This is a genomic window from Microtetraspora glauca (assembly GCF_040656155.1).
GTDB lineage: Bacteria > Actinomycetota > Actinomycetes > Streptosporangiales > Streptosporangiaceae > Microtetraspora > Microtetraspora glauca.
The window spans coordinates 131,594-153,753 of the sequence record NZ_JBFALK010000002.1 but is presented as its reverse complement, the minus strand read 5'-3'; the positions used below and the strand labels follow the sequence as shown (position 1 = coordinate 153,753).

Here is a 22,160-nt window from a genome sequence, read left to right as displayed (position 1 = left end):
GTCAGGTGGCGGCGAGCGCGGTGGCCTCGGAGAGCGCCTTGGCGAATTCGAGCACGTGCGTGACGGCCTCGGGGCCGTCGGCGGCCTCGCTCACCCGCAGCGACAGGTCATCGGCGGTGATCGCGCCGGTGTAGCCGTGGTCGGCCTCGCAGTTCTCGTCGCCGCAGGTCGCGGGCTCCAGGTCGACGTGGGAGATCGCCCCCCACCCGATCGTGAGGGTCACCTCGGTGGGGGGAACCCCCGGGACGTACGAGGCGGGGTCGGGAACCACCCTGGTCACGGCGACCGACTGGATGCGGCTGAGCCGTACGGCCTCGGTGGTGGTAGAGGCGTGTGAGGCGGGCATGCCCTCGGCGGGCGGGTGCTCGTCGGTGTGGCACACCAGCAGCCGGGTGGGCGAGAGCACCAGCACGGTGACGTGCCTGCGCACCTCCATCGCGGGGTCGAACGTGGCCTCGTGATGCACGACGTACGCCGTCACCTGCTCCTTGCCAAGGGCGGAGTCGACCGCGTCGGCGACCAGGTCGGGGTAGTAGCCGCTGCGGTCGATCGCCTCACGCATGCCGGCGGCGGAGACTCGGGTTTCCCTCATGGGGTCCATCCTGCCCTGTAAGGGACACCGGTTTCACACTCACGCGAAACCGGCTCCTCACCGCAGACGGCGCGGTCCGACATCGAGCCGGGGACCGACCTCGGGCCGCAGTACGGCTCTCGCCCCCAGCACGACCACCGCCGACTCCCCCACCAGGACCTCGTCCAGGTCCATCCGGCAGACCTCGGGCAGGGCGTCGGCGAGGAGGCCGACCCTCACCAGCAGGTCCTCCAGCGCTTCGACGGCGACCGGCGGGTAGCCGTACTCGCCGAAGAGCATCGGCGCGGCCCGTACCGAGCGCACGAGAACGGCGGCGTCCTCGGCGGTGAGCGGGGCGAGGCGGTAGGCGCGGTCGCCGAGCAGCCGGGCGGCGACGTCGCCCAGCCCGAAGGACACGACCGCCCCGGCGTCCCGGTCCTGCATCACGCCGACCACGGTGGCCGCGGACGGCTGCGGCGCCATGTGCTGCACGGCGATCGTCACGTCCGGGCCGAGCGTCGCCGCGAGATCGGCGTACGCCTGGCGGAGGCTGCCCGGCTCGCCCAGGCCGAGCCGTACGGTGCCGGACCTGCGGGGGGCGTCGGGATCGGCGGTGGTCACCGGCCGGAACACCGGCTTCAGGGCCACGGGCCAGCCGAGCCGGGCGGCGGCGGCCACCGCCTCCTCGGCCGAGGCGACCGGCTCGGCCGGCCAGACCTCGATGCCGTAGCAGGCGAGCAGCGAGGACGCGTCGATCTCGACCTGCTCGTCACCGGAGGCGAGGGCGGCGGCGACCAGCCGCCTGGCCCGGCGGTTGTCCACGCCCTCGACGGCCGGAGGCGTGCCCACGGGCTGCTCGCGCCAGCGGGCGTAGCCGACGACGTGAGCGAGCGCCCGGACCGCCTCCTCCGGGGCGGGATAGGACGGGATGGAGCCTCTGGACGGCCCCTCTCCGGGAACGCGCAGCTCGGCGAGCATCCCCAGCTCGCCCTGGAAAGTGGCGAGCACCGGCTTGCCGGACTCCCCGGCGACCCGGACCAGCTCGGCGGCGACCTCGTCGTGCCCGCCGGGGATCGGCGGCATGTAGATCACGACGGCGGCGTCCACGTCGGCGAGCACGCCGCTGAGCGCGTCGGCGAATTCGGCGCCTCCGGCCCGCGCTCCGAGGTTGACCGGCGGAACCGGTTCGAGGCCCCTGGCCCGGCAGGCGTCGACGGCGAGCAGCGCCAGCGCGTCGGAGTTGCTCACCACCCCCACCCGGGGGCCGGCGGGCAGCGGCTGATGGGCCAGGAGTTGCGCGACGTCGAACAGCTGGGCCAGGTCGTCCACCCGGATCACGCCCGCCTGCTGGAACAGCGCGCTCAGTGCGGTGTCGGGGAGGCGGAGGACGCGGGCGGCGTGCCCGGTGGGCACCCCCTGGCTCTTGACGACGACGACCGGCTTGGTCCGGGAGATCCGCCGGGCCAGGCGGAAGAACTTGCGGGGATTGCCCAGGGACTCCAGGTAGAGCAGGATCACGTCGGTCGCCGGATCCTCCTCCCAGTACTGCAGGAGGTCGTTGCCCGACACGTCGGCCCGGTTGCCCGCCGAGACGAACGTCGAGATGCCCATGCCGCGCTGGGCCACCCGCTGCAGCAGCGCGGTGCCGAGCGCCCCCGACTGGCTGAAGAACCCGACCCTGCCCCGGCCGGGCAGCGTCGCGGCGAGGGTCGCGTTGAGGCGGACCGAGGGATCGGTGTTCGCGATGCCGAGGCAGTTGGGGCCGACCACGCGCAGGCCGTACGCGCGGGCGATGCGGACGAGCTCGTCCTGGCGGGCGCGGCCGTCCGGGCCGGTCTCGCCGAAGCCGGACGACACCACGACCAGGCCCTTCACCCCCTTCTCCGCGCACTCCTCGACCACGTCGAGCACGCCTTCGGCGGGGATCGCCAGCACGGCGAGGTCGACGTCGCCGTCGATCGCGGACACGCTCCGGTAGGCGCGCACCCCGGCGACCGCCCTGGCCTCGCGGTGGACGGGATAGACCGGGCCGGTGAAGTCGGCGGCGAGCAGGTTGCGCAGCACGGTCTGGCCGATGCCGCCCGGCTCGCGGCTGGCGCCGATCACCGCGACGGACCCGGGCTTCAGCAGCCGCTCGATGGACCGCGCCTCGGCTCGGTGCTCGCGGGCCGCCGTCACCTGTACGGAGCTGTCCGTGGTGGCGAGATCCAGCGTCATCCGTACGACGCCGTCCTCGAAATGGCTCTGGGCGGTGTATCCCGCCTGGCGGAACATGGCCGTCATGCGGTGGTTGGCGGGCAGCACGTCGGCGATGAAGGTCCGGATCCCGCGCTCCCTGGCGGCGGCCCTGAGGTGTTCCAGGAGGACGGAGGCCATCCCCCTGCCCTGGTGGGCGTCCTCCACGAGGAACGCCACCTCGGCGTGGTCGGACGGCTCGACCCGGTCGTAGCGCACGACCGCCACCATCTCGGTGCCGATCGTGGCGATGAGGGCGACCCGGTTGTCGTAGTCGACGTTGGTGAACCAGGCGATCTCGCGGTCGCTCAGTTTCGGCCGCGGACCGAAGTATCGGAAGTAGATCGACTGCTCGGAGAGCCGGGAATAGAACGAACGCATGAGATCGGCGTCGTCCGGCCGGATCGGCCGCAGATGCGCCGTTCCGCCGTCGGAGAGCACGACGTCCGCCTCCCAGTGGGCGGGGTAGCGGGATTCCACGGTTTCGAGGGTAGTCCCGGCGCGGAATCGTCTGGCTGGGCAACGCTTGTGCATCGACTCCGACAGAGTGACGACCCAATTCCCCACGACGTGGCCGGAAGCTGTTAAGTTTCTCGGCATAGCCCTCATAGCCCGGCGAGGACGCCGACCCCTGCGGCGGACTCACCTCCACGAGCAGCTGGCAAGGTGGTGACATCATGACGCGGGTCGTCGTGGTGGGCGATCTCATGACCGATGCGGTCGCGCGCGCCCGCTTCCCCCTCGCGAGGGCGAGCGACACCCCGGCGGTCGTGACCATGCACGGTGGCGGCTCGGGGGCGAACATCTCCTCCTGGCTGGCCGTGGAGGGCAACGAGGTCGCCTTCATCGGTCGTCGCGGCGCCGACATCACCGGCCGTAACCGCGACATGGAGTTGATGGGCTACGGCGTGGACGCCCGGCTCGTGATGGACCCCGAGCGGCCGACGGGCACCTGCGTGGTGCTCGTCACCCACAAGGGCGAGCGGACCATGCTGTCCGATCCCGGTGCCAACGCGGCCCTCGCGCCCGAGGACCTGCCGCGCGACCTGTTCAGCGGCGGCGCCCACCTGCACATGTCGGGATACACACTCATCAACGAGGGTTCGCGCGACGCCGGCCTGGCCGCGCTCGACCTGGCCCGGCGGGCCGGGATGTCGATCTCCGTCGACTGCGCCTCGGCCGCTCCCGTGGAGCGCACCGGTGCCGAGCCGTTCCTGGAGTGGACCCACGGCGCCAAGCTGCTGCTCGCCAACGCCGACCAGGCCAAGGTGCTGACCGGCCGGGACGACCCCGCCGCCGCGGCGAAGGTGCTCACGGCCTGGTTCCCGCAGGTCGTGATCAAGCTCAACAAAGAGGGCGCCCTCTGGTACACCAACAGCCGGGCCGAGCCGGTCCGCGCGTCCGCCGAGACGGTCGAGCGGGTCGTGGACGGCACCGGCGCGGGTGACGCGTTCGCCGCCGGGTTCCTGCCTCCGTGGCTGGCCGGCAAGCCGCCGGCGGAGGCCCTGGCGGCGGGGAACGCCCTCGCCGCCAAGTGCATCTCCTACCTCGGCGCCCGCCCCCGCCTCTGACTCTCGGTCCGCCCGCCCCCGTCCGTACGGCCCCGTCCGTACGGTCCGGGGTGTACGGCGACGGTCAGGACGTCACCGCGAGGGCCAAGGGCAGCACAGCGGGCGCTCCCGCGTGCCGGATCTGCGCCGCGGCGAGGGTCATCGTCCAGCCGGTGTCCACCCGGTCGTCGACCAGCAGGACCGGGCCGCCCGCCGCGGCGATCCGCTCCGCGAGCTCACGCGGCATCGCCAGGGTGCCCCGGACGGCGTTGACCCGCTGGGCGCTGTTGTACTGCCGTCCCGGTGATCCGCCGCGGTATCCCAGCTCTCCCAGGTATTCCAGGCGGCCGATCCGCGCGAGCCTCTCGGCGAGGCTGCGGACGAGCAGGGGACGCGAGCCGGACGGGACGCTGACCACCGCCACCGGCCGCTCCTCCCAGTCCCACGACTTGAGCACTCCCACCACGGCGGCGAACACGTCGTCGGGAACGGGCCCGTCCTGCTGGGCGAGCAGTTCGCGCAGCCGGGTGCCCCAGCCGATGTCGGTGAGCCTGCCGAGCACCCGGCCCGTCCCGGCCGACAGCTCGGGCTTGATCCTGCCCTTCAGGTCGGCGAGGCCGGTCGGCCACTGCCGCCTGGGCTCCAGGTCCACTCCCGGCCGGACCAGGCGCTCGTGCGCGGCCTGGACGTCCTCGGCCGCGACGTCCGGTGAGCGGTGGGCTCCGGTGCAGTTGTCGCACCGGCCGCACGGGCGCGCCTCGTCGTCGTCGAGGTGGCGGCGGAGGTAGCCCTCCCGGCACTCCGTGGTGGAGATGTAGCCGAGCATGGCCTCCTGCTCGGCCTTGCGCTCTGCGGCGACCCGCTGGTAGCGGTCGGTGTCGTACTCCCAGGGCTCTCCGGTGGGCTCCCAGCCGCCCTTCACCCTGCGGACCGCGCCGTCGACGTCGAGGACCTTGAGCATCATCTCCAGCCGGCTCCGGCTGAGATCCACCCGGGTCTCCAGGGCGGCCGTGGACAGCATGCCCTCCTCGGACAGCGCCGCGAGCGTGGCCCGGACCACCTGCTCGGGCGGGAACGCCAGCGAGGCGAAGTAGGACCAGATCTCCCTGTCCTCGGCACCCGGCAGCAGGATCACCTCGGCCTTCTCCACCCCGCGGCCCGCGCGGCCGACCTGCTGGTAGTACGCCACGGGGGACGCCGGAGCGCCGACGTGGACGACGAATCCGAGGTCCGGCTTGTCGAAGCCCATGCCCAGAGCGGAGGTGGCGACCAGCGCCTTGATCCGGTTCCCCAGGAGGTCGTCCTCCGCGGCGAGCCGCTCCGCGGGGTCTGTCTGCCCGGAATAGGCGGCGACCCGGTGCCCCTGCTCGCGCAGGTACGCCGCGATCTCCTGGGCGGCGGCGACGGTCAGCGTGTAGACGATGCCCGACCCCGGCAGCTCGTGCAGCGTCCTGGCCAGCCAGGCCAGGCGTTGCTCGGCGTTGCGGACCCGTACGACGGACAGGTGCAGGCTCTCACGCTCCAGGGCACCGCGCAGGACCAGCGGGGCGGCGGGATCGTCCCACTCGGGGCTCGCCGCGAGCTGCTCGGCGACGTCCCTGGTCACCCGCGCGTTGGCGGTCGCGGTGGTGGCGAGGACGGGGATGCCGGGCGGGAGCTCGGTCAGCATCGTGCGCAGCCGGCGGTAGTCGGGCCGGAAGTCGTGTCCCCAGTCGGAGATGCAGTGGGCCTCGTCGATCACCACGAGCCCGGCGCTCTCGGCCAGCTCTGGCAGCACCTGGTCGCGGAAGTCGGGGTTGTTCAGCCGCTCGGGGCTGACCAGCAGCACGTCGATCATGCCCTCGGCGACCTGGGCGTAGATCTTCTCCCACTCCTCGGGGTTGGCCGAGTTGATCGTCGCGGCGTGGATGCCCGCGCGCTCCGCCGCCGCGATCTGGTTGCGCATCAGGGCGAGGAGCGGCGAGACGATCACGGTCGGCCCCTCGCCGAGCTCGCGCAGCAGCGCGGTCGCGACGAAGTAGACGGCCGACTTGCCCCAGCCGGTGCGCTGCACGACGAGGGCACGCCGCCGGTCCATCACCAGGGCCTTGATCGCCGACCACTGGTCGTCGCGCAACCGCGCGCCCTCTCCGGCGAGCGCCCGCAGACGCGCCTCCGCCTCGTCGCGCAGCGCCTGCTCTTCCCCTGCCACTTCTGCTGTCACAGGGTCCTTGCTATCAGTTCCCCCCGACTGTTCGTGCCCCGTCCCGGTCACAGCGCCGGACATGGTTGGATGAATCCGCTATGGACGTGACCACCTGGTACCTGGAGCAGACCGGTCCCGGCGACCTGCTCCCCGCGCGTGAGCCGAAAGTCCCCGTGGACATCGTCCGCGCGGAGATCCCCTCCCCCGAGTTCAGCCGGTTCCTCTACACGGCCGTCGGCGGCGACTGGCAGTGGACGGAACGCCTGCCGTGGACCTGGCGCCAGTGGATGGAGTGGCTGGACCGGCCGGGCACGGAGACCTGGGTCGCGTGGCGCGACGGCACCCCCGCCGGTTACGTGGAGCTGGTCGCCCAGGACGGCGGCGTCGTGGAGATCTCCAGTTTCGGGCTCCTGCCGTACGCCATCGGCCTGGGGGTGGGCGGGCACCTGCTCTCGGCCGGTACGGCACACGCGTGGGACATGGCCGACCGCTGGCCGGACCTGGAGCCCACCCGGCGCGTCTGGCTGCACACCTGCTCCCTCGACGGCCCGGCCGCCCTGGCGAACTACCGGGCGCGTGGCTTCAGGCTCTACGACACCCGGCTGAACGTCCCGGGCGACGCGGACGAGGGCGGCACGCCGGGACCGTGGCCGGGAGCCATGCGCCCGCTGCCCGACCCTCGCTGACACCCGCCCCGGTCACCGCCCCGCCACAGTCACCGCCCCCGCGATCATCGCTTCCCAGGGTCACCGCCTGTCACGGCTGCCGCTCAGGCAAGGCCGGGCACAAGGGAAGCATGACAAGCGGGATTAAATCGGACCAATGGGGCGGGAATCGCGGCCAAGTCGCGACCACTCCCTGTCATCGGCACAATGTTCGATATGGCCCGACGCACGACCACACCCCCGCCGGACGAGGACTTCGAAGAGCGGATCGTCGATATCGACGTATCCGAGGAGATGCGCGCCAGCTACCTGGAGTACGCGTACTCGGTGATCTACCAGCGCGCGCTCCCGGACGCCCGTGACGGGCTGAAGCCGGTGCAGCGCCGCATCCTCTACTCCATGAGCGAGATGGGACTGCGTCCCGATCGCGGCCATGTGAAGTCGTCACGCGTCGTCGGCGACGTCATGGGCAAGCTGCACCCCCACGGTGACAGCGCCATCTACGACGCGCTGGTGCGCATGGCCCAGCCGTTCTCGATGCGCCTGCCGCTGGTCGACGGGCACGGCAACTTCGGCTCGCCGGACGACCTGCCCGCCGCGATGCGGTACACCGAGGCCAGGCTCGCCGCCTCGGCGATGCTCATGGTGCAGTCGATCGACGAGGACACGGTCGACTTCAAGCCCAACTACGACGGGCAGGAGACCGAGCCGTCCGTCCTGCCCGCGGCCTTCCCCAACCTCCTGGTCAACGGGGCGACGGGCATCGCCGTCGGCATGGCGACCAACATGGCGCCGCACAACCTGGTCGAGGTCATCGCGGCGGCCCGGCATCTGATCAAGCGGCCGAACGCCACGCTCGACGAGCTCATGCGCTTCGTCCCCGGGCCCGACCTGCCGACCGGCGGCATGATCATCGGCCTCTCCGGCGTCCGGGACGCGTACGAGAAGGGCCGGGGCACCTTCAAGATGCGGGCCAAGGCCACGATCGAGCAGGTCACGCCGCGCCGCAAGGGCATCGTGGTCACCGAGCTGCCCTACAACGTCGGTCCCGAGCGCGTGGTCACCAAGATCAAGGAACTGGTGACCGCCAAGAAGCTCAACGGCATCTCCGACCTGAAGGACCTGACCGACCGGCACAAGGGCCTGCGCCTGGTCATCGAGATCAAGAACGGCTTCCACCCCGAGGCCGTGCTCGACGAGCTCTACCGGCTCACGCCGATGGAGGAGACCTTCGGCATCAACAACGTCGCGCTGGTCGACGGCCAGCCGCGCACGCTCGGCCTGCGCGAGCTGCTGCAGGTCTACGTCGACCACCGCCTCGACGTGGTCCGCCGCCGCTCGGCCTACCGGCGGCGCAAGCGCGAGGAGCGCCTCCACCTGGTGGACGGCCTCATCGTCGCGCTGCTGAACATCGACGAGGTCATCCGCATCATCCGTTCCTCCGACGACTCCGCCCAGGCTCGCGCGGGCCTGGTCGAGGCGTTCGAGCTGAGCGAGATCCAGGCGAACTACATCCTGGACACCCCGCTGCGCCGCATCACCCGCTACGACAAGCTGGAGCTCGACCGCGAGAAGGAGACCCTGTCCGCGGAGATCGCCGCACTCACCGAGATCCTCTCCTCGGAGGAGCGGCTCCGCCAGGTCGTCTCCAAGGAGCTCGCCGAGGTCGCCAAGACGTACGGCACGCCCCGCCGCACGATCCTGCTGGAGTCCTCCGGCGCGGCACTCACCGCCGCCGTGCCGCTCGAGGTGGCCGACGACCCGTGCCTGGTCCTGCTGTCGTCGACCGGGCTCCTGGCCCGCACGACCGACGCCTCGCCGCTCGCCATGGAGGGCGAGCGCGCCGCGCACGACGTGCTGGTGTCGGTGGTACGCGGCACGGTCAGGACCGAGGTGGGTGTGGTCACCTCGCTGGGACGACTGATCCGCGTCCCCGTGGTCGACCTGCCGACGCTGCCGCCATCGGCCAATCCGCCGTCGCTGGCCGGTGGGCATCCGGTCTCGGAGTTCGTCAAGCTGAATCCCGGCGAGACCGTGGTGGGCCTGGGCTCGCTCGATCCCGACGGCCCCGGACTCGCCCTCGGCACCGCCCAGGGCGTGGTCAAGCGGGTCGTCCCCGAATACCCGGCCAACCGCGACGAGTTCGAGGTCATCGGCCTCCGTGACGGGGACACCGTCGTCGGCGCGGCCGAGCTCACCTCCGCCGACCACGATCTGGTCTTCATCACCTCCGACGCGCAGATGCTGCGCTTCCCCGCCTCGTCCGTACGCCCGCAGGGTCGTCCGGCGGGCGGAATGGCCGGCATCCGCGTCGACGGCGACACCCGGGTGATCTGGTTCGGCGTGGTCGATCCCGCCCAGGAGGCCCGCGTCGTCACGATCGCCGGTTCCTCGACCGCCCTGCCCGGCACCCAGGTGGGAGGCGGCAAGGTCTCCGACTACGCTGAGTTCCCGCCCAAGGGGCGGGCGACCGGCGGTGTCCGGGCCCAGCGGTTCCTCAAGGGCGAGGACGTGCTCCTGCTCGCCTGGGCCGGTCCCGCTCCGGCGAAGGCCGTCTCCTCGACCGGCAAGCCGGTCCCGCTGCCCGAGGAGCTGGGCCGCCGCGACGGTTCCGGCGTCCGGCTCACCCACACGGTCGCCGCGATCGGCGGCGCGCTGGGCGGTACGGACCTGACCCCGGAGACACGCGACGGGCGGCCTGCGGGCGAGGACTCCGAGGACGGCTCCCCTGCCGGCGGGCCGGAATAGCGCCCGGTCATCCGCCGACGGCGTGACATCAGGCGGCGGCGCGGCTCCGGGACATGCCGGAGCCGCGGCCGACCCTGATGCTCATGACGAGGGTCAGCGGCGGCAACGGCACCACGGCCGGGTCCGCACGCTCCAGATCGCGAACGACGGCGCCGGAAGCCCCGCCGCGTAGCCAGGGCGGCGGAAGTCTCCTCGTCGACCGGGGCAGCGGACGGGGCGATCGGCGCCATGGAGAGACCCCGGAAAGAATCACGAAACGCGCGTGCGGGAACATCTTTCTCATGACAGGTAAGTTCGACGATCTACTCGCGGCCAACGAAGAATACGCCCGCACCTTCCCGTACTCCGATCTGACCGGTCAGGCCGCCCGCGGCCTCGCCATGGTGACCTGCATGGACTCGCGGATCGACCCGCTGGGGCTTCTGGGCCTGAAGGCGGGCGACGCGAAGATCATCAGGAACGCGGGAGCGCGGGTGACCGACGACGTCCTTCGCACGCTCGTCCTCGCCGTCTACCTGCTCGGCGTGAACCGCGTCCTCGTCATGCCGCACACCGACTGCCGGATGTCCAAGTCCACCGACGACGACGTCCACCAGCTCATCTCCGACCAGTACGGCGTGGACACCCGCAGCCTGGAGTTCAAGACGGTTCCCGACCAGGACGCCGCGCTCAGGCACGACCTGGTCCGCATCAGGACGAGTCCGTTCCTGCCGCAGGATCTCGTCGTCGGCGGCGCGATCTACGACGTGCACACGGGCCGGCTGCACCCCGTCGAGATGTGACCGGCCCGCGCGCGAACGAGCTGACTCACCGCCCGCCGATCGTTCGCGTACGGGACGCGCCGGACATGTCGGGGCTCTGCTACGTTCTTCGCAGAGCGATCAGTCGTTCGTAAGGAGCCCCCCATGCCCCGCAGCGCGCCCCGAGCCGACGACCGCAGATCCGGAAGTTTCCGGAAATGGGCAATTGTCACGGTCATCCTGGCCATCATCCTCGCGGTGCCGACCGTGATCGGCGCGTTCGGCGGATTCGAGCGCACCGGCGGCGGCGAGGTCGCGGTCGTCCGCAACGGCGGCCTCCTGGACGACAACCGGGTCCGCCAGGTCATCGATCCCGGCTCCAGCGTGACCTGGATCGGGTGGTGGTCGCAGATCCACCGCTATCCCGCGCAGCAGCGCTACTACACGATCACGTCCACCGGGGGCGGCGAGCGGTCCGGCGTCGACGTGGTCACCGTCCCGAGCAGTGACGGCGTCAACATGGGCATCGAGGGCACGCTGTACTTCAACCTCAACCTCGACCACGAGACGCTCAGGTCGTTCGACGACAAGTTCGGCACCCGCAAGTTCCGCAGCGCCGACGGCGGGACCTACTACCCGTGGGACGGCGACGAGGGCTGGTCCGCCTTCCTCGACCAGATCATCCGCCCGGTGATCGACAACGACCTGCGCACCCAGGTCAACAGCTTCCGCTGCGCCGAACTGGTCTCGTCCTGCTCCCTCGTGCAGAACTCGGGCGGCCAGCAGACCGGCCTGCAGCAGCTGGGCAACAACGCCAACATCGCCAAAATCCAGAACGCCGTGAACACCAGCCTCGCCGAGGACCTCAAAAGCACGCTCGGCGCCGAGTTCCTCACCAACATCCACTTCAACCTCTCCCGCGTCACGCTGCCGAAGCAGGTCCAGGACGCCGTCGACCAGGCGCAGGCCGCCTTCGCCAAGGTCACCGAGGCGCAGGCCAAGGTCGCCCAGGCCCGGGCCGAGGCCGACGCCAACAAGGCCAGGCAGGACGGCTACAACAGGTGCCCGACCTGCGCCGAGATCGAGAAGCTGAAGGCCCTGCCCCAGGGCATCACCGTGTACGCCCCCGGCAACACCGGAGGCGTGGCCCTGCCCACCCGCTGAACCATCTCCATGCCGAGCGCTCGCCCATGACGAGAGGCGGGCGGAGGGGAGGCGCGTCCGGATGCGGATCCTGATGTTGCCGGCGGTCCTGATCGTCGTCGCCGTGCTGGTCTACGTGCTGGTGATCCTCGTCCGGGGCGCCGTACGGGCACGGCCCGGCGGCACGACGGACCAGGTGCCGCGGTGGGAGGCTCACACGGCGATGGAGGACGGGTGGACCCTGGTGGTCATCAGGAGGATGACCCAGGGCAGGGACGGGCCGGTGGAGCTCGCCAGGCAGACCGTGCGCGCCATCCCCGACGACGACCCGCACTGGGACGAGCGCTACCGGGAGGCCATGCTCGAAGCACGCGCCCGGATCACGACGCTGGAACTGGAGTCCGGGTAGGGGCCGTCCCGTGCCACGGCGATGAGGTGCGGGACCCGCGAGGTGCGATCGCGGGGCAGCCCGACGTCCACGTATACGCGGACATCGGGGATGACCGCCTCCTCGCGGTCCACAGTGATCACGCCACACTCGTTGAGCCGTCGTCAGGATTCCTGCCGCAAACCCCTGACGGCGTCCACGCACCCGCCTCACGGCAGGCGGCCTTTGTCAGGAACGTCCTCTAGGCGTCGATGTGGTTACGGTCGACCTCGGCCGCTAGGCGTCGATGTGGTTGCGGTCGACCTCGGCCGCTAGGCGTCGATGTGGTTGCGGTCGACCTCGGCCGCGCTGCCCACGATGAACTCCCGGCGCGGGGCGACGTCGCTGCCCATGAGCAGGTCGAAGATGCGCTCGCCCGCCTCGACGTCCTCGATCCGCACCCGGCGCAGCACGCGGTGGCGGGGGTCCATGGTGGTCTCGGCCAGCTGGTCGGCGTCCATCTCGCCGAGGCCCTTGTAACGCTGGACCGGGTCCTTCCAGCGCTTGCCCCGCCGCTCGAGGTCGCGCAGGACCTTGTGCAGCTCCGCGTCGGAATAGGTGTAGACGTACTTGTCCTGACCCCTGCCGGGGTTGGTGACCTCGATGCGGTGCAGCGGCGGCACCGCGGCGAACACCCGTCCCGCCTCGACCATGGGCTTCATGTACCGGTGGAACAGCGTGAGGAGCAGACAGCGGATGTGCGCCCCGTCCACGTCGGCGTCCGCCATCAGGATGATCTTGCCGTAGCGGGCGGCCTCGATGTCGAACGACCGGCCCGACCCCGCGCCCACCACCTGGATGATCGCGGCGCACTCGGCGTTCTTCAGCATGTCGGCCACGGAGGCCTTCTGCACGTTCAGGATCTTGCCGCGGATCGGCAGGAGGGCCTGGAACTCCGAGTCGCGGGCCAGCTTCGCCGTGCCGAGCGCCGAGTCTCCCTCGACGATGAACAGCTCGCTGCGGTCCACGTCGTCGCTGCGGCAGTCGACCAGCTTCGCCGGGAGCGCCGAGTTCTCCAAGGCGGACTTGCGGCGCTGGTTGTCCCGGTGCTCCCTGGCGGCGATGCGCGCCTTGGCGGCGGCGACGATCTTCTCCAGGATCGCGCGCATTTGCAGCTTCTGCGCGCGCTTGGGCGTGGCGAACAGCTCTTTCAGGTCGCGCGAGACCACGTGGGACACGATCCGGGTCGCCGCCGAGGTGCCGAGGATCTCCTTCGTCTGCCCTTCGAACTGCGGCTCCGGCACGCGTACGGTGACCACGGCGGTCAGGCCCTCGAGGATGTCCTCCTTGGTGACCGGGTCGTCGCCGTTCTTGAGCAGCCGCGTCTCGCGCAACTGCTCGTTGACAGTGCGGACCAGCGCCCGCTCGAACCCCGTCACGTGGGTGCCGCCCTTGGGCGTGGCGATCACGTTGACGAAGGAGCGGACCGTCGTCTCGTAGCCCTTGCCCCAGCGGAGCGCGACGTCCACGGAGAGCTCGCGCTCGACCTCGGTGGGGGTCATGTGGCCCAGCTCGTCGAGCACGGGCACGGTCTCGCGGAAGTGGCCCACGCCCTGCAGCCGGAGCACGTCGCACACGGCCTCGTCACGGGACAGGAAGTCGGCGAACTCGCCGATGCCGCCGTCGAAGTGGTACGTCTCCTCGACGGGCTCCTCGCCGCGGCCGTCGCGCAGCACCAGCGTAAGCCCGGGGACCAGGAACGCCGTCTGGCGGAGCCGTACGTGGATCTCGTCGATGGACAGCTCGGCGTCGGGCAGGAAGATCTGCTTGTCGGACCACCAGCGGACGCGGGTGCCGGTGACGCCCTCGCCCTCCTGTGAGCGCCGGCGGGTCTTGCGCAGCCCCGATCGGGGTTCGAAGGCTGCGTCGGGACCGGCTCCCGAGAACACGCCGGGATTGCCGCGCTTGAAGCTGATCATGTGGGTGCGGCCGCCGAGGTCGACCTCGACGTCGAGCCGGGACGACAGGGCGTTGACCACCGAGGCGCCGACGCCGTGCAGTCCTCCGGACGCGCCATAAGAGCCGCCGCCGAACTTTCCGCCCGCGTGGAGCTTGGTATAGACGAGTTCGACTCCGGCGAGACCGCTCTTGGGATGGACGTCGACCGGGATGCCACGGCCGTTGTCGCGGACCTCGATCGAACCGTCCTCGTGGAGCTCCACCTCGATCCGCGTGCAGAAGCCCGCGAGGGCCTCGTCGACGGAGTTGTCCACGATCTCCCAGAGGCAGTGCATCAGGCCGCGGGTGTCGGTGGACCCGATGTACATCCCCGGACGCTTACGGACGGCCTCCAGGCCCTCCAGGACCGAGAGATGACGAGCCGTATAACCCGTCTCCGCGCTAACCGCCGTCACACCAGCTCCCATTTATCAATCGAACAGGCGTACGCAGCCTACCGCCCATCCTGTTTTTACGGGTACAAGCTTGCCAGGCGCACGGAGATCTCCCGCACTTCCGATGTGATCTGGACCACTTTCCAGATCATTCCGCTCTCGGCGTAGCGGCGCAGTGATTGGGAACGTCCTCATCCGGTTAGATGTTGTCCCAAGTGACTGACGCCAACGTCCCCACACCGTGGGGTGACCCGAAAGGCGATACGTGACTGGAGCTCTCGCCCCCATCAAGCCGCTGACAGCCCTGGACCGCTGCGACAGGTGTGGTGCTCAGGCCTACATCCGCGCGACCCTGCCCGTGGGCGGGGAGCTGCTCTTCTGCGCTCACCACGGACGCCAGCACGTAAGCGTGCTGCGCGACAAGGGCGCCGAGATCCAGGACGAGTCGGCCCGACTCAGTGAATCCCCCGCGTCCGCAGCGAGCGAACGCTGACCCGATAGACGGCGTGACTGGGGGCGGTCCGAAAAGGCCGCCCTCCAGCCGCGCCGCCCCTATGTCCTCCCGGGCTATGCCACCCAGGTCTCACCGGCGGTGGTCATCGGACGCGGTAGTGATAGCGTCCGGCCACGGTGAAACCCTCGCGCTCGTAGAGCGCGCGAGCCCCTTCGTTACCCTCCGTGACGACCAGATAGGCGCGGCTCGCCCCCTGGTCCCTCCCCCAGCCGAGCAGGCCGCGCAATACCGCGCCAGCCAGGCCTCTCCGCCTGGCCTCGGGGACCACCGCCATGCAGTAGATCCCGAGCCACTCCCCCTGCCGCACGCCCCTGCCCACGGCCTCCTCACCCAGCGAGGCGTACGCCGCGGGAACCCCGGTGAGAATGCGCACACCCCAGTCCTTGGCGGAGATCTCCGTCCCGGCGGGATGCCTGCCGCCGTCCACCCGCCACCAGGTGTCCACCCAGCCCTGTGACGGCTCCGGCGCGATCGTCGGATCGGACGAGCCCTCCAGCGACGAGCTGGTCATGACCAGCGTGGGGTCGACCAGACGGTAGCCACGGGACGCCAACTCCGCGTCGAGCCCGGGCGTGGCGCCCCCGCCGATGGAGAACACGCACGGACGGCCGAGGTCCGCGTAGAACCCCTCCGCGTCGTCGATCGCCTTCCCCAGGTCGGGGCACTCCCCCAGCGGCAGCACGGAGTTGGCCCGCTTGGTCACCCCGCCCGCGTGCCGGTACACCCAGTCCCCCGCGGCCACCCGGTAGGGCGCCGGCCACGCTTCATCAACAAGTCGGTCGAATTCGGACACGGGCGGACCTTATCGCAGCACCCTGATCGCGGTCGCAGCCCCTGACCGCGGCCGTCCGCGCTGGTCATCCACCGGCCGCCCACACCACCGGATGATCCCGTCGATAGGCTGGGAAGCGTGCTGATCCTGTTGCCTCCCTCCGAAGGAAAGGCGTCCCGGGGCGACGGACCCGTGCTCGACCTCGACACCCTCGGCTTCCCCGAACTGACCTCCCCACGGGAGAAGGTGCTCGACGCTCTGATCACGCTCTGTCATGCTCCCGACGCCCAGGCCGTGCTCGGCCTGTCCGAGGGGCAGCGTGACGAGATCGACAGGAACCGCGACCTGCGCACCGCCTCCACCCTCACCGCGGCCGACCTGTACACCGGCGTCCTGTACGACAATCTGGGGCTGCCCACGCTGGTTCCGGACGCGAGAAGGCGGGCGGACGAGCGCGTCATCGTCTTCTCCGGCCTGTGGGGCGCGCTCCGGCTGACCGACCGCGTGCCGCCGTACCGGCTCTCCATGGCACGCGCGCTGCCGCCGATGGGCGGCCTGGCCGCCTTCTGGCGCCCCTCATTGGCGGCGGTGCTGGGCCCGCTGCCCGGCCTGATCGTGGATATGCGGTCCTCCACGTACGCCCAGGCGTGGCCGGCCGGCGGGCGGGCGGTGGCCGTACGGGTGTTGAAGGAGGCGGCGGGAAGGCGCACGGTGGTGAGCCACATGGCCAAGGCGACCAGGGGCGCGGTGGCCAGGTCGCTGGTGGAAAGCTCCGATGAACCGGGCGGCCCTCAGGAACTGGCCGAGGTTCTCCGCGGGCTGGGGCATCACACCGAACTCGGCCCCGCCCCGCGCTCCGGCAAGCCCTGGACCCTCGATATCGTGATCAGTTCGTGATCACATTCAGTCGCCCGCATGCGCGGAGGAACTGCTGCTGGGGCTCTCCGAGATGCGACCAGGGCAGCCGGCTGAACCTCCCCCCGGTGCGCGCGAGGTGCCCCCTGGCCGGACGGCGGAGATCCGCGACGTAGAAGGCGGCGCCGAACGCGTTGTGCGCCTCGATCGAGCGCGGGTGGACCCCTCCCAGGCGCCGATCCGTCCAGTGACCGGCGACGGAGACGATCTCCCGCTGGACGTCGAAAGAGAACCAGCCGCTCCGCGACATCGGAGACCGCTCCGCGGCGACGTTCTCGAAGTGGGCGAGCGGGATCAGCGCCGGCAGCGGGCTGCCCTCGGGAGCACGGGCGGCGGTGGACCTGGCGAACGCGAACATCTCCTGCGCGGTGCCGCCCCATCCGGGCGAGAGCGTGATCAGGCGGGCGAGATGCGCGGCGAACAGCGTCGGCCAGCGGCGGACGCACTCCGACCAGACCGAATCCTTGTCCGGGCGCGGCCGGTCCAGCCCCAGTGCCAGCCACATCAGGCACTCCCAGGGAACCGGATCGGCGGGGGCCAGCGAGGCGGCGATGAGCAGCGGTCTCCGCGCGGACTCCATGGCCGCGTGGAACGCCTGCAGGCGGTGAGCCTGTACGGCCCTCGCCTTCGCGTCGGGTTTCAGCGCCCAGGCCTGCTCGATCCTGGTGCGGCCCAGCCACAACCACAGGTCGGGATTGCCCTGATCGTGGCTGATCAGCCGCTCGATGACGTGCTCGTAGCCCGCGGCGGCCCGGGACAGGGCCTCCACGCGAAGCGAACGGATCTCGGCGTCCCCCCTGGTCGCCGTGAGAGCGGGAACTCCCGCCGTGAGAACTCCCCGATGGACGGCGGCGGCCGCCTCGTCGAGTACAGGGTCCGCCCATGGACGGTCCGGGATCACTCGTGGCCCCCGAGCACGTGCCCGATCCACTTCGATCACTCCCATGAGCGGCGAGCCTAGGAGTGTCGGGGGCGTCCGGCGCTACCGGAAGGTTACGTGCACGTTAAACGGCCCCGCCCTCCGAGAGGAGGTCGGGGCCGTTCGACGTGTGGCCGGTCCTGCGGCTAGTCCAGGTAGTCGCGGAGCACCTGGGACCGCGAGGGGTGACGCAGCTTGGACATGGTCTTGGACTCGATCTGGCGGATCCGCTCGCGGGTCACGCCGTAGACCTTGCCGATCTCGTCGAGGGTCTTGGGCTGGCCGTCGGTGAGACCGAACCGCATCGACACGACGCCCGCCTCCCGCTCGGACAGCGTGTCCAGAACGGAGTGCAGCTGCTCCTGGAGCAGCGTGAAGCTGACGGCGTCGGCCGGAACGATGGCCTCGGAGTCCTCGATGAGGTCACCGAACTCGCTGTCACCCTCCTCACCGAGGGGGGTGTGCAGGGAGATCGGCTCGCGCCCGTACTTCTGGACCTCGATGACCTTCTCCGGGGTCATGTCGAGCTCGCGGGCCAGCTCCTCCGGCGTGGGCTCGCGGCCGAGGTCCTGCAGCATCTGCCGCTGGACCCGGGCCAGCTTGTTGATCACTTCGACCATGTGGACCGGGATGCGGATGGTCCGCGCCTGGTCCGCCATGGCGCGGGTGATCGCCTGCCGGATCCACCAGGTGGCGTACGTGGAGAACTTGTAGCCCTTGGTGTAGTCGAACTTCTCGACGGCGCGGATGAGACCGAGGTTGCCCTCCTGGATCAGGTCCAGGAAGAGCATGCCGCGGCCGGTGTAGCGCTTGGCCAGCGAGACCACGAGCCGAAGGTTGGCCTCCAGCAGGTGGTTCTTGGCGCGGCGGCCGTCCTCGGCGATCCACTCCAGCTCGGCGCGGACGTCGACCGGAAGCTGCTCGCCGTCGCTGGCCAGCTGCTCCTCTGCGAACAGGCCCGCCTCGATGCGCTTGGCGAGTTCCACCTCCTGCTCGGCGTTGAGCAGGGGGACCTTGCCGATCTGCTTGAGATAGTCCTTGACGGGGTCGGCGGTGGCGCCGGCGGCCGCGACCTGAGCCACGGGCGCGTCGTCGTCATCGTCGGTGAGGATGAGCACCTCGTCCTCGGAGTGGGCGACGGGCGCCGCCTTCTCCTCGCCGTCGCTCTCGGTCTCGGCGTCGGCTTCCGCCTCGCCGTCCGAGTCGGACTCGATCTCGACGTCCTCGACGTCGATGTCGAAGTCCTCGATCTCGACGTCACCCTCGAGGTCGATGTCCTCATCGTCCTCAGCGAGCTCGGACGACTTGGGCTTGGAATCGCCCTTGACGGCCTTGGACTCCGGCCCCGTGTTGGGAGCCGTGGGCTTGGGCTTGCTGGTGGGCGCCGCGGTCTTCTTGGCCGGAGCGGCCTTCTTCGCGGCGGGCCTCTTCGGCGCGGGCGCGGGCCCCGAGTCCGCCGAGCCGGTCACGACGGCGGTGACGGTCTCGGGCTGTGCCTCCTTGGCGGCGGCGGACTTGGTGGTCTTCTTGACCGGAGCGGAGGTGCGGCGCTTTGCTTGGCCACGAGACCGCTTGGGCGCCGCGGCGGAATCGGCCGCGGTGACCACGACGGTCACACCCTCCTTGCTGAGGCTGCGCAGGAATCCAGCGGCGTGCGACAGCGGGATGTCCGCTTCCTCGAAGGCCCTGCGGACATCCTCGGACTCGAGGAAACCCTGCGAGCGCCCACGCTCGAGGAGCTGCTGAATCACTGGCTCGTTCAGCTCCGACGGCTTCGAGCGAGTCGAACTTGCAGGCGACACGAACACCTCTCGAACGAACGCATGGCGAGAATGGACCCAGATGGTTGCTTCTTTTCCGATGGTGAGGCCGCGCGGACCGCGACATGCCATTGTGACACGCCACGGCAGTCCATACGGCCACCTCCGGCCGGTTGCCTTCCCACCCTAGGCCGACCGAGACAGTAGTGCGTACGGATGAGGGGCACCGATACCCGAAAGCAACCGTTATGACTGTTTCATTCAGTCACTCTTCGTGGCTGGAGGAACGTGAACCGCGAGCACGGTCACGTCATCATCCTGCTCATACCCGGACAACATCCGATCTACCAGGAAATCCAGCAACATGTGGGGACTTGCCACGACTTCGGGGGGTGCCTCGGCCACGACGTTCGACAGATCCCGCAGTCCGGCGTCCAGTCCGCGCTTCCGGTTCTCCACGAGACCGTCGGAGTACAGCACGGCGGTGTGACCCGGCGGCACGCAGAATCTGAACTGCTTGCGGCTGGTCGCCCAGCCCAGCGGCGTGCCGGGCTCGGTCTCGTGCAGCACCGCCACACCCTGCGGCGACACCAGCAGCGGTGGCGGGTGTCCCGCCAGCGCGAGCGTGCCCTCGCCGGTGTTCGGCTCGACCACCATGTAGGCGAGTGTCGTGACCTGCTCCTCCTCTTCGGTAGCCTCGAAGACCCGGTCCAGCCCGGTGAGCACCGCGGCAGGAGGCGGATTGGTCAGCGCCAGGGCCCGCATGGCGTTGCGGATCCGGCCCATGCCCGCGGCGGCCTTGACGCCCTTGCCCATGACGTCGCCGAGGACGGCCGCGACCCGGCCGTCCTGCAGGACGAACGCGTCGTACCAGTCGCCGCCGACCTGGACATGCCGAGAGCCGGAACGGAACCGCTGGGCCAGGACCAGGCCCCGCACCACGGGCAGGTTGTCGGGCAGCAGGCTCCGCTGCAGCGTCTCCGCGGTCTTGTGCTCACGCTCGAAGAGCGTCGCGCGCTCGACCGCGAGCGCGCACTGGCCTGCCAGGGCCTCCAGGAAGACGCCGTCCTCCTGCGAGATCTTCTGCGGCCGGTTGAAGGAGAACCTCAGGGCGCCCAGGGCACGGCCGGCCGCGAGCAACGGCAGCCCGACCCAGGCCCGCTCGTCGGTGCCCTCGAGGAACTCGACGATCCGCTCGTCCTCGGCGCCGGCGTCGACGAGCTGGTTGCGCAGGCTCTGCGGCGACTCGGCGAACACCGGGCGCCGGCTGTTCACCGCCATGGTCATCATGCTGGTGGTGGACAACGCGATCTCGTCGCCGGAGATCCCGGGCGCGTCGGGGACGCCCCCGCTGTTGATCACTTTCAGGCTCGCGCGGTCCTGGTCCAGCAGCGCGACGCCCGAATGGTCCGCGGCGAGGGCCGTACGCCCGACGTCGATGATGACCTGGACCACCTGCTCGACGGTGAGCGCCTCGGCCAGCTGCGCCGTGGCGCCCTGGAGCCGCGCGGTGCGCAGGGCGGCGGCGCCGAGCTGGTCGGTCAGCCTGCCGCGCATCTCCTCGGCCTCACGCTGCGGCGTGACGTCGGAGTTGGCGCCCACCCACTCGATCACGCGGCCGTGCCTGATGATCGGTACGGCGCGCACCTCGAAGTGCCGGTAGCCGCTGGCCCGGGTGCGCACCCGGTAGCTCCACTCGAACATGGTCCGGCCGCGCAGCGCCTCCCGCCACGCCTCCTCGGCTCCCGGACGGTCGTCGGGGTGCACGGCGTCGAGCCAGCCGTGGGCGAGGTACTCCTCCAGCCCCTGGCCGGTGACGGCCCGCCACTGCGGGGCGTCCTCGATCGCGGAACCGCTGGGCGAGGTGATCCACACGAGCTGCTGCTGCGACTCGACCAGGGAGCGGTAGCGCTCCTCGCTGCGGCGCAGGTCCTCCTCGGTGAGCTGACGCTCGGTCAGGTCGACGCCGAAGAGCGCGGTGCCCAGGAGCCCGCCGTCCTCCCGCATCGGGAAGAACGAGACCGCCCAGTGCCGGGTGTCGCCGTTCTCGGCGCGCGTCCTGATGCGCTGGTCGGTGATCGGGAGCCCCTCGCCGCCGATCCGGCGCAGAGCCGAGTCGATCAGGGTGGCGAGGTCGGCCGAGAGGAGGTCCGCGGGCATCATCTCCAGATGCCGCTCGACAGGGTGGCCGGTCAGCTCGGTAAAGGTCGAATTGACACGGACAAACCGCCCGGACGGGTCAAAGAACGCGAAGGCGAAGGGGGCCTCGGACATGAGGCCACGGAAGAGGCCGGAGTCTGAGATGTCCAAACCCGACTCCCGGGGACGGGGCACGGAGGTTTCGGCGCTCACGGTCGGCACCTCCGTCGCGCGCCAGGGTCTCCCACGAGGCACATCTCCATAACTGTGATTTACGGTCGTGTCCTGATCTTCTGCCTACCGCGTGACGCCGGTTCGGCGCCATACGGCCTGGTCATGCCCGCGGCCGTGCACAACTCCGTTATGCTCTCCTCCTCCGCTCCGGGATGCACCCGTCCGGCCGCCGGTCGCTACCGCAAGATCCATAAGACACTCCCTGTAGCGCAGGATCTGCCCTACATCATCGGCGATGGGCATGTGCGGACGGAAGCCCCGCCCGGCATGCGGTCAACGCATCCTGTCAAAAGGCGCCATCTCGCGCAGC

Annotated in this window: 16 protein-coding genes; 8 read left to right on the top strand and 8 right to left on the bottom strand. The window is 70.6% G+C overall.

Going from position 1 to position 22,160, the window contains the following annotated elements; translation table 11 throughout:
• Nucleotide 1: 1 nt before the first annotated feature.
• Both AB0I59_RS03875 and AB0I59_RS03870 read right to left on the bottom strand, forming a co-directional pair.
• Nucleotides 2-592: a DUF5998 family protein gene (locus tag AB0I59_RS03875; RefSeq protein WP_061257403.1), complete on the bottom strand. Its 591-nt coding sequence runs from the start codon at nt 590-592 to the stop codon at nt 2-4.
• 57 nt (nt 593-649) lie between these two features.
• Nucleotides 650-3,340, bottom strand: coding sequence for a bifunctional acetate--CoA ligase family protein/GNAT family N-acetyltransferase (locus AB0I59_RS03870; RefSeq protein ID WP_435830908.1), 2,691 nt, complete (start codon nt 3,338-3,340; stop codon nt 650-652).
• A gap of 143 nt (nt 3,341-3,483) precedes the next feature.
• Here AB0I59_RS03870 and AB0I59_RS03865 point away from each other — a divergent pair, with 143 nt between their 5' ends.
• On the top strand, nt 3,484-4,377 hold the full coding sequence (locus AB0I59_RS03865; protein ID WP_061257401.1) for a carbohydrate kinase family protein: 894 nt from the start codon (nt 3,484-3,486) through the stop codon (nt 4,375-4,377).
• 64 nt (nt 4,378-4,441) lie between these two features.
• Here AB0I59_RS03865 and AB0I59_RS03860 read toward each other — a convergent pair whose 3' ends face one another.
• Nucleotides 4,442-6,622, bottom strand: coding sequence for a RecQ family ATP-dependent DNA helicase (locus AB0I59_RS03860; RefSeq protein ID WP_435830907.1), 2,181 nt, complete (start codon nt 6,620-6,622; stop codon nt 4,442-4,444).
• Between the two features lie 17 nt (nt 6,623-6,639).
• Here AB0I59_RS03860 and AB0I59_RS03855 point away from each other — a divergent pair, with 17 nt between their 5' ends.
• The 5 genes from AB0I59_RS03855 (at nt 6,640) to AB0I59_RS03835 (ending at nt 12,246) form a co-directional block, all read left to right on the top strand.
• Complete coding sequence (locus AB0I59_RS03855; RefSeq protein WP_061257399.1) at nt 6,640-7,227, top strand: GNAT family N-acetyltransferase; 588 nt, start codon at nt 6,640-6,642, stop codon at nt 7,225-7,227.
• 195 nt (nt 7,228-7,422) lie between these two features.
• On the top strand, nt 7,423-9,954 hold the full coding sequence (locus AB0I59_RS03850) for a DNA gyrase/topoisomerase IV subunit A (RefSeq protein ID WP_358129721.1): 2,532 nt from the start codon (nt 7,423-7,425) through the stop codon (nt 9,952-9,954).
• Nucleotides 9,955-10,235: 281 nt separating this feature from the next.
• A complete protein-coding gene (locus tag AB0I59_RS03845; protein ID WP_061257398.1) occupies nt 10,236-10,736 on the top strand; it encodes a beta-class carbonic anhydrase in 501 nt (166 codons plus the stop codon).
• A 123-nt stretch (nt 10,737-10,859) separates the two neighbouring features.
• Nucleotides 10,860-11,858: an SPFH domain-containing protein gene (locus tag AB0I59_RS03840; protein WP_358129718.1), complete on the top strand. Its 999-nt coding sequence runs from the start codon at nt 10,860-10,862 to the stop codon at nt 11,856-11,858.
• A gap of 61 nt (nt 11,859-11,919) precedes the next feature.
• Nucleotides 11,920-12,246, top strand: coding sequence for a hypothetical protein (locus AB0I59_RS03835; protein WP_358129715.1), 327 nt, complete (start codon nt 11,920-11,922; stop codon nt 12,244-12,246).
• A 290-nt stretch (nt 12,247-12,536) separates the two neighbouring features.
• Here the strand turns inward: AB0I59_RS03835 and AB0I59_RS03830 are convergent, their stop codons facing one another.
• The gene (locus AB0I59_RS03830; protein ID WP_358129713.1) at nt 12,537-14,630 is read right to left on the bottom strand and encodes a DNA gyrase/topoisomerase IV subunit B; all 2,094 of its coding nucleotides are present in this window, start codon (nt 14,628-14,630) and stop codon (nt 12,537-12,539) included.
• Between the two features lie 232 nt (nt 14,631-14,862).
• On the opposite strand from AB0I59_RS03830, the gene AB0I59_RS03825 reads away from it, so the two are divergent.
• Nucleotides 14,863-15,090, top strand: a complete 228-nt coding sequence (locus AB0I59_RS03825) for a DUF7455 domain-containing protein (RefSeq protein ID WP_061257395.1) — start codon at nt 14,863-14,865, stop codon at nt 15,088-15,090.
• A gap of 103 nt (nt 15,091-15,193) precedes the next feature.
• Here AB0I59_RS03825 and AB0I59_RS03820 read toward each other — a convergent pair whose 3' ends face one another.
• Nucleotides 15,194-15,904 carry a GNAT family N-acetyltransferase gene (locus AB0I59_RS03820; protein ID WP_061257394.1) on the bottom strand — a complete coding sequence of 237 codons (711 nt, stop codon included), beginning with the start codon at nt 15,902-15,904 and terminating at the stop codon, nt 15,194-15,196.
• A 117-nt stretch (nt 15,905-16,021) separates the two neighbouring features.
• Here AB0I59_RS03820 and AB0I59_RS03815 point away from each other — a divergent pair, with 117 nt between their 5' ends.
• Nucleotides 16,022-16,780: a YaaA family protein gene (locus tag AB0I59_RS03815; protein ID WP_358129709.1), complete on the top strand. Its 759-nt coding sequence runs from the start codon at nt 16,022-16,024 to the stop codon at nt 16,778-16,780.
• Here AB0I59_RS03815 and AB0I59_RS03810 read toward each other — a convergent pair.
• From AB0I59_RS03810 to AB0I59_RS03800, 3 genes are all read right to left on the bottom strand, one after another.
• Nucleotides 16,770-17,744 carry a hypothetical protein gene (locus tag AB0I59_RS03810; RefSeq protein WP_061257392.1) on the bottom strand — a complete coding sequence of 325 codons (975 nt, stop codon included), beginning with the start codon at nt 17,742-17,744 and terminating at the stop codon, nt 16,770-16,772. The two genes, AB0I59_RS03815 and AB0I59_RS03810, sit on opposite strands and share 11 nt — an antisense overlap.
• 119 nt (nt 17,745-17,863) lie before the next feature.
• Entirely contained in the window at nt 17,864-19,519 is a 1,656-nt protein-coding gene (locus tag AB0I59_RS03805) for an RNA polymerase sigma factor (protein WP_061257521.1), read from the bottom strand.
• Nucleotides 19,520-19,738: 219 nt separating this feature from the next.
• On the bottom strand, nt 19,739-21,829 hold the full coding sequence (locus AB0I59_RS03800) for a SpoIIE family protein phosphatase (RefSeq protein WP_358129707.1): 2,091 nt from the start codon (nt 21,827-21,829) through the stop codon (nt 19,739-19,741).
• Between the last annotated feature and the right edge of the window lie 331 nt (nt 21,830-22,160).